At 74.1% G+C, this 14645-nt stretch carries 13 protein-coding genes; 7 read left to right on the forward strand and 6 right to left on the reverse strand.

The window, feature by feature from the left end; genetic code table 11:
- Positions 1-5 precede the first annotated feature (5 nt).
- Positions 6-734 (forward strand): helical backbone metal receptor, encoded by a 729-nt coding sequence (locus ABT084_RS34240; RefSeq protein WP_351052605.1) that lies wholly within the window; start codon positions 6-8, stop codon positions 732-734.
- Positions 735-740: 6 nt separating this feature from the next.
- On the opposite strand, the gene ABT084_RS34245 is transcribed toward ABT084_RS34240, so the two are convergent.
- Positions 741-1889 (reverse strand): TDT family transporter, encoded by a 1149-nt coding sequence (locus tag ABT084_RS34245; protein WP_351052608.1) that lies wholly within the window; start codon positions 1887-1889, stop codon positions 741-743.
- 70 nt (positions 1890-1959) lie between these two features.
- Here ABT084_RS34245 and ABT084_RS34250 point away from each other — a divergent pair, with 70 nt between their 5' ends.
- Entirely contained in the window at positions 1960-2931 is a 972-nt protein-coding gene (locus ABT084_RS34250; protein ID WP_351052611.1) for a LysR family transcriptional regulator, read from the forward strand.
- A gap of 11 nt (positions 2932-2942) precedes the next feature.
- On the opposite strand, the gene ABT084_RS34255 is transcribed toward ABT084_RS34250, so the two are convergent.
- From ABT084_RS34255 to ABT084_RS34270, 4 genes are all read right to left on the reverse strand, one after another.
- The gene (locus ABT084_RS34255) at positions 2943-3740 is read right to left on the reverse strand and encodes a hypothetical protein (protein ID WP_351052613.1); all 798 of its coding nucleotides are present in this window, start codon (positions 3738-3740) and stop codon (positions 2943-2945) included.
- A gap of 71 nt (positions 3741-3811) precedes the next feature.
- Positions 3812-4519 carry a gamma-glutamyl-gamma-aminobutyrate hydrolase family protein gene (locus tag ABT084_RS34260; RefSeq protein WP_351052616.1) on the reverse strand — a complete coding sequence of 236 codons (708 nt, stop codon included), beginning with the start codon at positions 4517-4519 and terminating at the stop codon, positions 3812-3814.
- A gap of 48 nt (positions 4520-4567) precedes the next feature.
- On the reverse strand, positions 4568-6052 hold the full coding sequence (gene eat / locus ABT084_RS34265; RefSeq protein ID WP_351052618.1) for an ethanolamine permease: 1485 nt from the start codon (positions 6050-6052) through the stop codon (positions 4568-4570).
- 124 nt (positions 6053-6176) lie between these two features.
- Entirely contained in the window at positions 6177-6935 is a 759-nt protein-coding gene (locus ABT084_RS34270) for a FadR/GntR family transcriptional regulator (RefSeq protein ID WP_351052621.1), read from the reverse strand.
- A gap of 77 nt (positions 6936-7012) precedes the next feature.
- Here ABT084_RS34270 and ABT084_RS34275 point away from each other — a divergent pair, with 77 nt between their 5' ends.
- From ABT084_RS34275 to ABT084_RS34290, 4 genes are all read left to right on the forward strand, one after another.
- Positions 7013-8386 carry a glutamine synthetase family protein gene (locus ABT084_RS34275; protein WP_351052623.1) on the forward strand — a complete coding sequence of 458 codons (1374 nt, stop codon included), beginning with the start codon at positions 7013-7015 and terminating at the stop codon, positions 8384-8386.
- Between the two features lie 86 nt (positions 8387-8472).
- On the forward strand, positions 8473-9840 hold the full coding sequence (locus ABT084_RS34280; protein ID WP_351052625.1) for an aldehyde dehydrogenase family protein: 1368 nt from the start codon (positions 8473-8475) through the stop codon (positions 9838-9840).
- Positions 9841-9844: 4 nt separating this feature from the next.
- A complete protein-coding gene (locus ABT084_RS34285; RefSeq protein ID WP_351052628.1) occupies positions 9845-10639 on the forward strand; it encodes a 3-oxoacyl-ACP reductase in 795 nt (264 codons plus the stop codon).
- 132 nt (positions 10640-10771) lie between these two features.
- Complete coding sequence (locus ABT084_RS34290) at positions 10772-12076, forward strand: haloacid dehalogenase-like hydrolase (RefSeq protein ID WP_351052631.1); 1305 nt, start codon at positions 10772-10774, stop codon at positions 12074-12076.
- 15 nt (positions 12077-12091) lie between these two features.
- On the opposite strand, the gene ABT084_RS34295 is transcribed toward ABT084_RS34290, so the two are convergent.
- Complete coding sequence (locus tag ABT084_RS34295; protein ID WP_351052634.1) at positions 12092-13294, reverse strand: amino acid deaminase/aldolase; 1203 nt, start codon at positions 13292-13294, stop codon at positions 12092-12094.
- Between the two features lie 495 nt (positions 13295-13789).
- On the opposite strand from ABT084_RS34295, the gene ABT084_RS34300 reads away from it, so the two are divergent.
- Positions 13790-14581 carry a hypothetical protein gene (locus ABT084_RS34300; protein ID WP_351052637.1) on the forward strand — a complete coding sequence of 264 codons (792 nt, stop codon included), beginning with the start codon at positions 13790-13792 and terminating at the stop codon, positions 14579-14581.
- Positions 14582-14645 lie beyond the last annotated feature (64 nt).

The following is a 14645-nucleotide window of genomic DNA, read 5'->3' on the forward strand; positions in this document are numbered from 1 at the left end:
CCGGCGTGCGGGGGCCGCGGGTCGTCTCCCTGGTGCCCTCCCTGACGGAGGCGGTCGCGGTGAGTGCGCCCGGGCTGCTGGTGGGGGTCACCGACTGGTGCACGCACCCCGCGGACCTGGGGGGTGCGGTGCGGATCGGCGGTACGAAGAACCCGGACGTGCGGGCCGTCGTGGAGCTGCGCCCGGACCTGGTGATCGCCAACGAGGAGGAGAACCGGGCCCCTGACCTCGACGCCCTGCGCGCCGCCGGGCTGCGGGTGCTGGTGACCGAAATCCGCGATCTGCCGCAGGCGCTGCGCGAGCTGGAGGGGCTGTTCACCGACGCCCTGGGGCTGGCCCGGCCCGGCTGGCTGGCGGACGCCGGGGCCGCGTGGGCGCGGGTGGAGCCGATGGGGGCGCGGACCGCGTTCGTCCCGGTGTGGCGGCGGCCCTGGATGGTGCTGGGCCGGGACACCTTCGCGGGCGATCTGCTGGCCCGCCTCGGGGTGCGCAACGCGTACGCCGCGCACGCCGAGCGGTATCCGCGGGTGCCGGCCGAGGAACTGCGGGCGGCGGGCTGCGACTTGGTGGTGCTGCCGGACGAGCCGTACGCGTTCGGCGCCGGGGAAGGCCCGGAGGCCTTCCCCGGCGTGCCCGCCGCCCTCGTCAGCGGCCGCCACCTGACGTGGTACGGGCCCTCGCTGGCGGAGGCCCCGGCGGTGCTGGGCGAGGCACTGCGGGCGGCGCGGGCCTGAGACGTCTCAGCGGGGCGCGGCGAGCAGGCGGCCGGCGGCGAGTCCGCGCACGGTGTGGAACGCGGCGGTCAGCCAGGCGGCGACCAGCAGGACGAACAGGGCGGCGGCCAGCCAGGCGAAGGCGTCCAGTCCGGTGTGCCGGGCCAGGCCCGCCGCGCCGGTGACGCAGGTGCCGATGGGGAAGGTCAGGGCCCACCAGGTCATCGCGAAGCCCATGCCGCGCCGCGCCGCCCGGACCAGCATGGCCACGGCGAGCGCGAGCCAGAGCAGCGCGAACCCCATGACGGGGACGCCGTAGACGACGGCGAAGGCGCTGAGACCGTCGGCGTACGGCGCTCCGATCGACCGGGGAGCCATGTCGGCCAGCTGGTTCACGGCGGTGGTGGACTGCCCCAGGGGGCCGAGGACCAGGAACAGGGTCGGGGTGAGCGCGAGGGGCAGGGGGCCCTGCAGGATCAGCCGTCCGAAGACCAGGGGGAGCATCAGCAGGGTGGCGAGCAGGCTGACGCCGAACAGGGCGTAGCAGGCCAGCAGCATCGCCTCGCGGGGCTGTCCTTCGGGCAGGTGGGGGATCAGCAGGGGGCCGAGCGCGGCCGACACCATGGGGGCGACCAGGGGCAGCAGCCAGACGGGGGTGGCCTGGGCGGGTTCCACCTTGTGCCGCACGACCATCAGGTAGGGCACGACGACGGCCATCACCAGGCCGATCGCGGTGCCGGCGGTGAAGAGCACGGCGTCCGCGGCGATCGCGGCGGGCAGCCCGATGAGGTCCTTGCCGACGATGAGGGTGCCGCCGCCGACCGCGAGCAGGGCCATCGACAGACAGCCGTAGAAGGGGGCCACGGCGGGGTCCAGCAGGTGGGCGCGGGCCTGGTCGCGGTGGTGCAGCCAGTGTCCGGCGCGGGCGGTGAGCAGGACGAGGAGGGCCGCGGCGGACAGGGCCCAGACGGCCTGGCAGGCCACGCGCTGGCCGGGGAGCTGGTACGGGAGGGTCGCGCCGGCGTTGGCGATGATCGCCGTGCCCATGACGGAGGCGTACCAGTTCGGGCCGAGGTGGCGCAGGGCGGGGAGCGGGCGCCGGGGGGTGGTGGCGGGTGCTTGGGATGCCTCGGATGCCTGGTGGGCGGCGGGGCGGGGGTGCGCGAGGGTGGCCATGGATCCAGCGTCCACCCGGCGCGGGCCGGGTGGCAGGGGCACGTTTCCTATGGGGTCATAAACTGGTCTTATGGCTAAAGGTGTCGAAGGTCCCGGTCCCGCAGGTGGCGCAGGTGTCGGGCAGGCCGCCGCGCCGGCCCCGCTCTCGCACCGGGTGCCGGATCTGGGGGCCCTGGAGCTGCTGATCGCGGTGGCCCGGCTCGGCAGCCTGGGCGCCGCCGCGCGGGACGTGGGCATCACCCAGCCCGCGGCGAGCAGCCGGATCCGGGCGATGGAGGCCCGGCTGGGGGTGGCGCTGGTGGACCGCTCCCCGCGCGGCTCGACGCTGACGGCCGAGGGCGCGCTCGTCACGGACTGGGCCCGGCGCGTGGTGGAGGCCGCCGAGGCCTTCGACGCGGGGGCCCAGGCGCTGCGGGGCCGCCGCGACTCCCGGCTGCGGGTGGCGGCCAGTATGACCATCGCGGAGTACCTGCTGCCGGGGTGGCTGATCACCCTGCGCGGGGACCGGCCCGACACGGCGGTCTCCCTGCACGCCGGGAACTCCGCGGACGTCGCCCAGCGGGTCCTGGCGCACGAGGCAGACCTCGGTTTCGTGGAGGGGCTCAGGGTGCCGGACGGGCTGGACTCCGTGGTGATCGCGCAGGACCGCCTGGTGGTGGCCGTGGCTCCGTCGCATCCCTGGGCCCGGCGCTCGAAGGGCGTGGCGGCGGTGGAGCTGACCTCGACGCCGCTGATCCTGCGGGAGCGCGGCTCGGGGACCCGGCAGGTCCTGGACGCGGCGCTGGCGGCGGCCGGAGGGCTCGCGCCCCCGCTCCTGGAGCTGGCGTCGACCACGGCCGTGAAGGCGGCGGCGCTCAGCGGGGCCGGGCCGTGCGTCCTGTCGGAGCTGGCGGTGGGGGACGAGCTGGCGGCGCGCCGGCTGGTGGAGGTCCCGGTCTCGGACGCCCCGCTCGGCCGGGCCCTGCGGGCGGTCTGGCCGGCGGGCTCGCGCCCGGCGGGCCCCGCGCGCGACCTGCTGTCCCTGACCCGGCGGCGCCCCTAGCGTCCCGCTACTCACGGATCGCGCTTCACCCCCTCCGACGGCCGGAGCGCCCTTGTCAGGAGGCCGCCGCCCACGATCAGGGCCACGCCCAGCCACCACACGGTGTCGTCGAAGACGAGGACGGCGATGCCGATCGGCACCAGCAGGCCCGCCAGGGGCAGCAGCAGGGAGGCGCGGTCGGGGACGGGCCCGCCGGCGGCGCGGGCGCGGACCACCCGCGGGTACCAGGCCGTGAACCGCAGCGCCGCCACGATCGCGAGGATCTGGATGATCCAGCCGGTCCAGATGTTGTTCGGGTCGCGCAGCACCAGGTCGCCGTAGCCGCCCGCGATCGCGGCCACCAGGAAGGCGAGCCCCCACACCCCGGTGATCACGTAGTTGGCCCGCAGGAAGCCCGGCGCGTGCCAGAGCGAGGGATCGGTCTGTTCGCGCGCGTACTGCAGGGTGAACGGCAGCCGCACGGCCATCGAGCCGAAGGCGATCAGGGTCAGGGTGAGGTTCGCGACCTCGCCCGCATACGTCTCCAGCCAGCGCAGCGTGCCCGCCCCGGCCAGCAGCCCGATGACGGCCATGCCCGCGAAGAACACCACGTCGGCCAGCTCCAGCAGCTTCCAGGAGCTGCCCCGGTGGACCAGCCGGCCGGTCACGACCAGGGCGACGGCCGAGGCCAGGGCCACCGCGACCCCGATCTCGAACCGTCCCGGTCCGACCAGCAGCGAGAAGATGATCCACGGCGCCATCCCGACCGCCGGGTTCTCCAGGAACCCGGCGATCGGGCCGGTGGCCGTGCCGTACGCCCGCGTCGGCATGGTTCCAGGGTGCGCGCCGGGCGGGAGCCCGGCCATCCGGAACCGCCGACGCGCTCGCGCGGCGGCCGGGGTCAGGACACGAGGACCGAGCGGTGGGCGGTGGCGGCCTCGATCAGGGCCGCCATCACCCGGGTGTCCTTGTCCCGCTCCGGGTGCCACTGCACGCCCACGACCCAGCGCGAGCGGTCCGGGTCCTCGATCGCCTCCACCGTGCCGTCCTGCGCGTACGCCGAGACGACCAGGCCCCGGCCCAGGCGGTCCACGGCCTGGTGGTGGTAGGTCGGGACCTCCGCCACCTCCGGGACCAGCCCCGCGTACCGGGTGCCGGCGACCGGGGTGACCGGGTGCCAGGAGGTTACGCCGGGGGTGTGGACGTGGCCGTCGATGTGCTGGATGAGCGTGCCGCCCAGCGCCACGTTGAGCGCCTGCATGCCGCGGCAGATGCCCAGGAACGGCGTGCCGGCCTCCAGGGCCGCCCCGGTCAGGGCCAGCTCCCACTCGTCGCGCACCGTGGCCGGGGGGCCCGTACGCGGGTCGCGTCCGGCGCCGTACCGGACGGGGTCCACGTCCGGGCCGCCGGAGACGATCAGGCCGTCCACCCGGCTCAGCACCTCCGCCGCCCGCCCCGGTTCGTCCGGCGGGAGCAGCACGGCCGCGCCGCCCGCCGCCTGGACGAGCTCGTAGTACCCGCTGGGCACGAGGGCGGTGGGCAGGTCCCACACGTGGTACCGGGTGGATTCCTCCACGTAGGTGGTGATGCCGATGAGCGGCCTGGGCACGGTGATACCTCCAGGGTGGTGCCGGACAGCGGAGCAGGGAACAGGATTTCAGTCGCGGGTCAACTCCGCCTCGGCTTCGGCCAGCGCGGCGAACTCCTCTTCCGGCGCCGAGGCCACGAGGTGGTGGCGGCTGTAGAAGGCGAAGTAGGCGAGGGCCACCGCGTACACGGCGAGCGCGATGAACGCCGCGTCCTTGTCCACCAGGAAGGTGGCGACCAGGGCCGACAGGGCGAGGACGAAGGCCACCGTGGAGGTGAGCACCCCGCCCGGAGTGCGGTACGGCCGCTCCAGGTTCGGCTCCCGGCGGCGCAGCACGATGTGCGAGAGCGCCATCAGGGCGTAGGAGATGGTCGCGCCGAAGACGGCGATGTTGAGCATCCGGGCCCCGTCGCCGGTGGCCGCGGCGAGCGCGAAGCCGATCGCGCCGGGGATGACCAGGCCGAGGTAGGGCGCCTTGCGGCTGCTGGTCAGGGAGAGGAAGCGGGGCAGGTAGCCCGCGCGGGAGAGGGCGAAGAGCTGGCGCGAACCGGCGTAGATGAGGGAGAAGAAGGACGCCACCAGACCGGCCAGGCCCGCGTAGTTGACGAACCGGCTCAGCGCGGTCGGCCCGCCCGTGCCCTCCAGGGCGACGACCAGCGGGTTGCCCGCGTCCTTGACCGCGTCCGCGCCGTGCGCGCCGGTCGCGGCGAAGAAGGTGATCAGGGCGAGGAGGGCGAGGATGCCCATGGAGATGGCGAGCGCCTTCGGCATGGAGCGGACCGGGTCCTTGGCCTCCTCGGCCGCGAGCGGCACGCCCTCCACGCCGAGGAAGAACCACATGCCGAAGGGGAACGCCGCCCAGATGCCGAGGACGCCGTACGGCAGCCAGGAGCTGGAGCCCGCCGCGCCCGCGTCGACCGCGATGTCGTCGAGTCCGCTGACGGAGAAGTCGGTGAAGGCGCCGAAGGCGAAGATCAGCAGGGCGGCGACGGCGATCGCGGTGACGACGAGGCTGAACCGCAGCGCCTCGCCCACGCCCCAGAGGTGCACGCCGATGAAGATCACGAAGCAGCCGAGGTAGACCGGCCAGCTGGAGGTGAGGCCGAACAGGCCGAGGGATTCGACGTAGTCGCCGATGAAGATGACGATCGCGGCCGGGGCCAGGATGTATTCGATGAGGATGGCGGTACCGGTGAGGAAACCGCCCCAGGGGCCGAGCGCGCGCCGGGCGAAGCCGTAGCCGCCGCCCGCGGTGGGCAGGATGGTGGAGAGCTCGGCGAGGGAGAAGACCAGGCAGGCGTACATGGCGCCCATGAGGACGGTGGCGATGGCGAGGCCGCCGAAGCCGCCCTTGCTCAGGCCGACGTTCCAGCCGGAGAAGTCCCCGGAGACGACGTAGGCGACGCCGAGGCCGGTCAGCAGCAGCCAGCCGGCGCTGCCGCGGCGCAGGGTGCGGCGCTCCAGGTAGTCGTCCCCGCCGTCGGGTCCGGCCCCGGGGGACGGAGTGGGTCCGGGCACGGCCTTCGTCAGCCGTGCCTCGATGTCGTCGGCCATGTGCGCGCTCCTGCCTAGGGCAATGGTTGTGGGGCGTACCTTTGCCGTTCGGGAGTGGCGGGCGCAAGACCCCTGCGTTAAACGGTGGTTACGAAAACCTCCGCGCGCCCGGATCCGGCCCCGCTCACGCCAGGAACCCGCGCAGCAGCGCCGCCGTGCCCCCGCAGTGCTCCCGCATCACCTCGCGCGCCGCCTCCGCGTCCCCCTCCAGCACCGACTCCACCAGCGCGGTGTGCTGCTGCTGCGAGTGCTCCAGGTTGCGCACCAGCAGCGGGATGCAGTCCAGCAGGTCGTTGACCGTGGCCCGGACCGCCGCGTACTGGGCCGTCAGGGTGGCCGAGCCCGCCAGTTCGCACAGCGTGAGGTGGAAGAGGGTGTCGCGCCGCCGGTAGTCCGCGAGCGGTGCGTCGTGGGTCGCGGCCAGCGCCCCGCGCAGCCGGTCCGCCTGTGCGCCGTCCAGCCCCTGCGCGGCGCACAGCCCGGCCGCGCCGGTCTCCAGCACCTCGCGGAAGCGCAGCGCGTCCTCGATGTCCACGCCCGCCACGCGGCGGCGCAGCTCCTCCTCGGTGCCGTCGGCGGGGGTGTCGGGGCGCGGCAGGACGAACGTTCCGCCGTAGCGGCCGCGCCGCGCCTCCACCAGCCCCTGCTCCTGGAGTACTTTCAGCACCTCGCGCAGGGTGACCCGGCTGATCCCCATCCGCTCGGCCAACTCGCGCTCCGGCGGCAGCCGTTCGCCGCCGGGCACCAGGCCGAGGCGGACCACCTGGAGGATCTGCTCCAGGGCCTCCTCGAAACCGTTGCCCGCCCGCACCTGACGCAGCACGGGATTCAGCCGTGCGAGCGCGCCGCCGTCGCCCGAGTCGCCCGCCATGTCGTGGGTCATATCGGCTCCTCCCCTTCCCAAGCAATGGTTCTATTCAATACCTTAGGCCCCCTCGGCTCACCGAAGGAGAGATTCCCGTGGTAGACCGCATGCCGCCGCTCGCGCCCGAGGAGCTCCGCTCCCTCGTCGCCGACGGCGAGATCGACACAGTGGTCCTGGCCTTCCCCGATATGCAGGGGCGCCTCCAGGGCAAGCGGTTCGCCGCGCAGTTCTTCCTCGACGAGGTCATGTCCCACGGCACGGAGGGCTGCAACTACCTGCTCGCCGTCGACACCGACATGAACACCGTCGACGGATACGAGATGTCCTCGTGGGACCGGGGCTACGGCGACTTCGCCATGCACCCCGACCTGTCCACCCTGCGCCGCATCCCGTGGAACCCGGGCAGCGCGCTGCTCCTGGCGGACCTCGCCTGGAACGACGGCTCGCCCGTCGTCGCCGCGCCCCGCCAGATCCTGCGGCGCCAGCTGGAGCGCCTCGCCGAGCACGGTTACACCGCGATGGTGGGCACCGAGCTGGAGTTCATGGTCTTCCAGGACACCTACGAGCAGGCCTGGGACGCCAACTACCGCGGCCTGACGCCCGCCAACCAGTACAACATCGACTACTCCGTCCTCGGTACCGGCCGGATCGAGCCGCTGCTGCGCCGGATCCGCAACGAGATGCAGGCCGCGGGCCTGATCGTCGAGTCGGCCAAGGGCGAGTGCAACCTGGGGCAGCACGAGATCGCCTTCCGCTACGACGAGGCCGTGGTCACCTGCGACCAGCACGCGGTCTACAAGACCGGGGCCAAGGAGATCGCCTCCCAGGAAGGCGTCTCGCTCACCTTCATGGCCAAGTACGACGAGCGCGAGGGCAACTCCTGTCACATCCACCTCTCGCTCAACGACGCCGACGGACGCAACGTGATGGCGGCCGAGGGGGACGAAGCACCCGGCGGAATGTCACCGGTGATGCGCCATTTCCTGGCCGGCCAGCTGGCCGCGCTGCGCGACTTCTCCCTTCTCTACGCCCCCAACATCAATTCGTACAAGCGTTTCCGGCCGGGATCCTTCGCGCCCACCGCCGTCGCCTGGGGCGTGGACAACCGGACCTGCGCCCTCCGGGTGGTCGGCCACGGCCGCTCGATGCGCTTCGAGAACCGCCTTCCGGGCGGCGACGTCAACCCGCACCTGGCCGTCGCCGGGCTCGTCGCGGCCGGGCTCTACGGCATCGAGAACCGCCTGGAACTGCCCGAGGCCTGTCCGGGCAACGCCTACGCCGCCGACTACGCGCACGTCCCGGCCACCCTGCGCGAGGCGGCCGAACTGTGGGAGAACAGCGAGATCGCCAAGGCCGCCTTCGGCCCCGAAGTCGTCGCCCACTACCGCAACATGGCCCGGGTCGAGCTCGACGCCTACGACTCCGCCGTGACCGACTGGGAGCTGCGCCGCTCCTTCGAACGCCTGTAACCCCCGCTCGCGGCTGACCGCAACCGACAACCCGACCGCAACCGACAGCCCGACCGCAACCGACTGCACCGACCGAGAGGCACCACGTGTCATCCGATGCGCTGGACGTACTGAACCCGGCCACCGAGGAGATCGTCGCCACCGTCCCGGCCGCCACACGGGACGACGTCGACGCCGCCGTCGTACGGGCCACCGCGGCCCAGCGCGGCTGGGCCGCCGCCGCGCCCGCCGACCGGGCCCGGCTGCTGCGCCGCTTCGCCGCCGCGGTGGACGAGCACCGCGAGGAACTCGCCTGGCTGGAGGTCCGCGAGGCCGGCCACACCATCGGCAACGCCCGCTGGGAAGCGGGCAACGTGCGCGACCTGCTCGAATTCGCCGCCGGGGGAGTGGAGCGGCTCTCCGGACGGCAGATCCCGGTGGCGGGCGGCCTCGACGTCACCTTCCTCGAGCCCCTCGGCGTCGTCGGCGTGATCGCCCCGTGGAACTTCCCCATGCCGATCGCCGCCTGGGGCCTGGCGCCCGCCCTCGCCGCGGGCAACGCCGTCATCCTCAAGCCCGCCGAGACCACCCCCCTCACGGCGCTCCGACTGGCCGAACTCGCCCTGGAGGCGGGCCTGCCCGAGCACCTCTTCCAGGTGCTCCCCGGCCGGGGACCGGTCGCGGGCGACGCGCTCGTCGCCCACCCCGGCGTCGCGAAGATCGTCTTCACCGGCTCCACCGGGGTCGGCAAGCAGATCATGGCCAAGTGCGCCGAACGGGTGAAGCGCGTCACCCTCGAACTCGGCGGCAAGAGCCCCAACATCGTCTTCGCCGACGCCGACCTCGAAGCCGCCGCGGCCGCCGCCCCGATGGCCTTCCTCGACAACACCGGCCAGGACTGCTGCGCCCGCACCCGGATCCTGGTCCAGCGCTCCGTGTACGACCGCTTCCTCGACCTGCTCGTCCCCGGGATCGAGGGCGTGGTCGTCGGCGACCCGGCCGACGAGAAGACCCAGATGGGCCCGCTGATCTCGCGCGCCCAGCTCGAGCGCGTACGGTCCTACGTCACCGACGACCTCACCGCGGTCCGCGGCACCGCCCCCGAGGGCCCCGGTTTCTGGTACCCGCCCACCCTCGTCACCGGGGCCGGCCCCACCGCCCCCGTCGCCGTCGAGGAGGTCTTCGGACCGGTCGCCGTCGTCCTGCCCTTCGAGGACGAGGAGGACGCCGTACGCCTGGCCAACGCCACCGAATACGGGCTCTCCGGCTCGCTCTGGACCCGCGACGTCGGCCGCGCCCTGCGCGTCTCGCGCGCCGTCGCCGCGGGCAACCTCTCCGTCAACTCCCACAGCAGCGTCCGCTACGGGACGCCCTTCGGCGGGTACAAGCAGTCCGGCCTCGGCCGGGAGCTGGGACCCGACGCCCTCACCGCATTCACCGAGACCAAGAACGTCTTCATCAGCACGGAGGCCTGAGCCCATGACCGCCCAGCACACCGAAGAGATCGTCTGCCGCCGTCTGGTCGGCCGCACCGCCGTCATCACCGGAGCCGGCAGCGGCATCGGCCTCGCCACCGCCCGCCGCCTCGCCTCCGAAGGCGCCAACGTCGTCTGCGGCGACATCGACGAGACGGCGGGGAAGGCCGCCGCCGAAGAGGTCGGCGGGACCTTCGTGAAGGTCGACGTCACCAGCCCCGAGGAGGTCGAGGCGCTCTTCAAGACGGCCTTCGACACCTACGGCTCCGTCGACATCGCCTTCAACAACGCGGGCATCTCGCCCCCCGACGACGACTCGATCCTCACCACCGGGCTGGAGGCCTGGAAGCGGGTCCAGGACGTCAACCTGACCTCGGTCTACCTGTGCTGCAAGGCCGCCCTGCCGTACATGCAGCGCCAGGGCCGCGGGTCCATCATCAACACCGCGTCCTTCGTCGCGATCATGGGCGCCGCGACCTCCCAGATCTCCTACACCGCCTCCAAGGGCGGGGTCCTGGCCATGTCCCGCGAACTGGGCGTCCAGTTCGCCCGCGAGGGCATCCGCGTCAACGCCCTGTGCCCGGGGCCCGTCAACACCCCGCTGCTCCAGGAGCTGTTCGCCAAGGACCCCGAGCGCGCCGCGCGCCGCCTCGTCCACATCCCGGTCGGCCGCTTCGCCGAGCCCACCGAGATCGCCGCCGCCGTCGCCTTCCTCGCCAGCGACGACTCCTCCTTCATCAACGCCACCGACTTCCTGGTCGACGGCGGCATCGCGGGCGCGTACGTCACCCCCCTGTAGAGCGGCCTCCCAGGTCCGCCCCGAGCGTTCACCTGGACTGCACCACCACGACAGCCGGGCGTCGCACGACGCCCGGCTGTCGTGCTCTATCGTCCGCGACGATCTTCGTCAGAATCAGGAGCGTTCACCTCAGTGACCCACCTCACCCCCGCACGGCGGCTGCAGGCCGTCGGCGCCGCCGCCGCGATAGCCGCCGGCGCCCTCGTGGCCGCCGCGCCCGCCGCCCAGGCGGCCCGCCCCGGCGCGCACTGCACCACCCCGAAGGTCGGCGCCGGCTGGTACGGCGACAACCAGGCGCGCCTCCAGCAGCTGATCGACCAGTACGGCCGCTGCAACCCGTACCGGCCGAACCGCGACAAGCCCGTCGCCGTCTTCGACTGGGACAACACCGTCGTCAAGAACGACGTCGGCGACGCCACCATGTTCTGGCTGCTGCGCAACGGCAAGATCCGCCAGCCCGCCCGCGGCGACTGGCGCACCACCAGCAAGTACCTCACCCCGGCCGCCGCCACGGCCCTCGCCGACGCCTGCGGCACGCTCGCCCGCCCCGGCGCCCCGCTGCCCACCGGCGCCGGCACCACCGCGGGCGTCCGCTGCGCCGACGAGATCAACGCCGTCTACGGAACCTCCGCCACCAAGGCGGGCGCCGCCGCCTTCGCGGGCTGGGACCGCCGCACCATCGAGCCCGCCTACGCCTGGCTGCCCCAGCTCACCCAGGGCTACACCGCCCGCGAGGTCCGCTCCTTCGCCGCCGCCGCGCGCACCGAGAACCTCGCCGCGCCCGTCGGCGCCACGCAGCGGGTGGGCAGCGCCACCGCCACCGCCTGGGTGCGCTACTACGATCAGCAGAAGGACCTCATCAGCGGCCTGCAGAAGGCCGGCTTCGACGTCTGGATCAGCTCGGCCTCGCCGCAGCCGGTCGTCGAGGTGTGGGCCAAGGGCGTCGGCGTCGCCACCGACCACGTCATCGGCATCCGCAACACCACCTCGTACGACGGGAAGTTCACCCCGCACCTGCAGGGCTGCGGCTCGGTGCGCGACGGCGACGACTCGATGATCACGTACGTCGACGGGAAGCGCTGCTGGATCAACAAGGAGGTCTTCGGCGTGCGCGGCGCGGCCGCCGAGAAGGTCCAGCCCGCCAACCGCCGCCAGGTGTTCGCCGCGGGCGACTCCGACACCGACGTCTCGTTCCTGCGCGACGCGACCGCCCTGCGCCTCGTCCTGAACCGCAACAAGAACGAACTGATGTGCCGGGCGTACGACAACAGCGACGGCCGCTGGATCGTGAACCCGATGTTCATCGAGGCGAAGAAGCAGAAGACCAGCCCCTACCCGTGCGCGACCACGGGCTTCACCGGGCACGACGGAACGCCCGGCCCGGTGCTGCGCGGCGACTCCAGCGTCATCCCGGACCAGACGGACTCCGTCTTCTGAGCGCCGTTGCGCGGCTCAGAGGAAGGTGCGGCCCTCGCCCCGGTACGTCGGGGCGGTGGCCGTCACCCGGTCGCCCTCGACGAGGTGCAGCTCCTCGAACCGCTCGCACAGCTCCCCGGCCTTCGCGTGCCGGAACCACACCCGGTCGCCGATCCGCAGGTCGTCCGCGGGGGAGCCGAGCAGCGGGGTCTGCACCTCACCGGCCCCCTCCTGCGGGTCGTAGCGCAGGCCCTGCGGGAGGTACGGCTGCGGCAGCCGGTCCGCGCCCGGCGCGCCCGAGGCCGGGTAGCCGCCGCCCAGCACCGTGACGACCCCCACGCCCGGCCGCCGGACCACCGGCTGCGCGAACAGGGCCGCCGGACGCCCCCGGAACGACGTGTAGTTGTCGAACAGCCGCGGTACGTACAGGCCCGACCCGGCGGCGATCTCCGTGACCGCGTCCTCGGCGGCCGTCTGCTGCACGCTTCCGGTGCCGCCGCCGTTGACGAACTCCAGCTCGCCGACCACCGCGCGCACCGCCCGTACGGTCTCCGCGCGCCGCGCCGCCAGCTCCTTGCGGGCCGCGCCCTGCATCAGCCGGATCGCCCGCGAGCGCAGCGGGCGCCCCGCCAGGGAGTCGCCCACGCCCGCCACATGGCCCTCGTACCCCATCAGGCCGACCACCCGGAAGCCCGGGCGCGCCGTGACGGCGCGGGCCAGCGCGGCCAGCTGGGCCGGTTCGCGCAGCGGCGAGCGGCGGGCGCCGACCCGCACCCGGCCGCCCAACAGGTGCAGGGCGGTGTCCAGTTCGAGGCAGACCCGGATCTCCTCGGACCCGTCGCCGCGCGCGTGGTCGATCAGCTCCAGCTGCGCCGGGTCGTCCACCATGACGGTGACGGTGGCGGCGAGCTTGGGGTCGGCGGCGAGTTCGGCGAAGCCGGTGCGGTCGGCGGAGGGGTAGGCGAGGAGTACGTCCTCGAACCCGGACCGGGCCAGCCAGAGGGATTCGGCGAGGGTGTACGACATGATCCCGGCGAACCCGGGGCGTGCCAGCACCCGTTCGAGCAGGGTCCGGCAGCGGACGGACTTGCTCGCCACCCGGATGGGCTTGCCGCCGGCCCGGCGCACGAGGTCGTCGGCGTTGGCGTCGAACGCGTCGAGATCCACGAGGGCCAGCGGGGCGTCGAGGTGGGCGGTGGCCCGGTCGTAACGGGCCCGGTCGGCGGCGGGGGAAGTCATGCGCGCAGCTTGCCATGCCGGCCTACCGGGGGGTAGGGGTCCGGCCGGTGCCCTGCGGGCTCCCGGCGCCGCCCGGTGGTACGCGGGCCGCCCCGCCCCGCCGGGGTGCCCGCCCGCGGCCCGAGCCCCCTCCGGGCGCGCCTCAATCGCCGGCGAGGCTGGAGCGTGGGCCGGCCTGGTGAGTCGCGTGCGGTCGGGTGTCCCCTCCGGGGGCGCCTCAATCGCCGGCGGGGCTGGGATGTGGCCGGCCGGGTGGGTCGCCTGCTCGATCGTCCGTGAGGCTGGGGTGTGGGCCGGTCTGGTGGGTTGCCTGCTTTGCCTGCGTGTGGGTGAGTGCACTTCCAGCCTGCCCGGCGTTTGAGGGCCCGCCGGGGGCAGGGTGGCTTCCGGGGTGGCGGGCCCGGGCCGGGCCAGGGGCGGGGAATCGGGGGTGGCGTCGTAGAGTACGGGCAGGCAGCCGCAGGTACGGCATGGAACGGGGGGCGGAGCCGCCGGATGACGATGGCCGACCGACACACCGCCCCGCCCACCACCCCCGCGCCCGAGGGCGAAGACGCCCCGCCGCGCCCGGGGTTGGCCCGCCGCACGGCCATCGCGCTCTGCACCCTGACCGGCCTCGCCCTGATCGGCGGGGCCGCCTTCGGGGTCTGGTCCGACCACCACGAGCGGCGCCGCCCCGTCACCCCCGCCGCCGCCTACCGCAGCGCCGGCTCCCTCTGGCGCGACACCCCCGTCGACACCCTGTTCCCACCGACCCTCGACGGCCGCGGCGCCGGACCCGGCGGGTCCGACCGGACCTGGACCCGGGTCGCCCTCGCCCCCGACGCCGGGTGCGCCGCCGGGCTGCCCGCCGACTGGCAGGCCGTCCTCGCCCCCACCGGCTGCACCCGCGTCCTGCGCGCCACCTACACCGACGCCACCCGCAGCGCCCTGGTCTCCGTCGGCCTGGTCTTCACCACGGCCGACGCGCCCGCGATGGCGGGACTGCGGGGCCGGCTGCCGGTCCCGCCCGGATACGGATTCGCCGACGGCCAGCGCGCCGCCTGGACGGTGTCCGTCCTCCCGGAGGCGCCCGCGCTCGTCTACGCCGTCTCCGCCTTCGCGGACGGCCGCCCGGTCCCCGCTCCGCGCCCGGCCGCGGACGCGGTGAAGAAGGACGACACCAGCGCCGTCGCCCAAGCGGGCCTCGGCTACGAGGCCAAGGGCGTCGCCGACCGGATAGAGCGCGCCCTGCGCGCCCTGGCCGCCCCGCCCACCGCCGGCGCGACCCCGGAGCCGCCCCGATGACCCGCCCGCCCCGCGCCACGGCCCGCACCACCGCCCGCGCCGCCGCCCCGCACGCACATCCCTA

The organism is Streptomyces sp. NPDC002138 (assembly GCF_040296485.1).
Lineage (GTDB): Bacteria > Actinomycetota > Actinomycetes > Streptomycetales > Streptomycetaceae > Streptomyces.

Bases quoted from the DNA above. Each gene is read 5' to 3' on its own strand.
- ABT084_RS34245 (WP_351052608.1), bottom strand. From the start codon at position 1,889: ATGGCCACCCTCGCGCACCCCCGCCCCGCCGCCCACCAGGCATCCGAG.
- ABT084_RS34250 (WP_351052611.1), top strand. From the start codon at position 1,960: ATGGCTAAAGGTGTCGAAGGTCCCGGTCCCGCAGGTGGCGCAGGTGTC.
- ABT084_RS34255 (WP_351052613.1), bottom strand. From the start codon at position 3,740: ATGCCGACGCGGGCGTACGGCACGGCCACCGGCCCGATCGCCGGGTTC.
- eat (WP_351052618.1), bottom strand. From the start codon at position 6,052: ATGGCCGACGACATCGAGGCACGGCTGACGAAGGCCGTGCCCGGACCC.
- ABT084_RS34270 (WP_351052621.1), bottom strand. From the start codon at position 6,935: ATGACCCACGACATGGCGGGCGACTCGGGCGACGGCGGCGCGCTCGCA.
- ABT084_RS34285 (WP_351052628.1), top strand. From the start codon at position 9,845: ATGACCGCCCAGCACACCGAAGAGATCGTCTGCCGCCGTCTGGTCGGC.
- ABT084_RS34295 (WP_351052634.1), bottom strand. From the start codon at position 13,294: ATGACTTCCCCCGCCGCCGACCGGGCCCGTTACGACCGGGCCACCGCC.
- ABT084_RS34300 (WP_351052637.1), top strand. From the start codon at position 13,790: ATGACGATGGCCGACCGACACACCGCCCCGCCCACCACCCCCGCGCCC.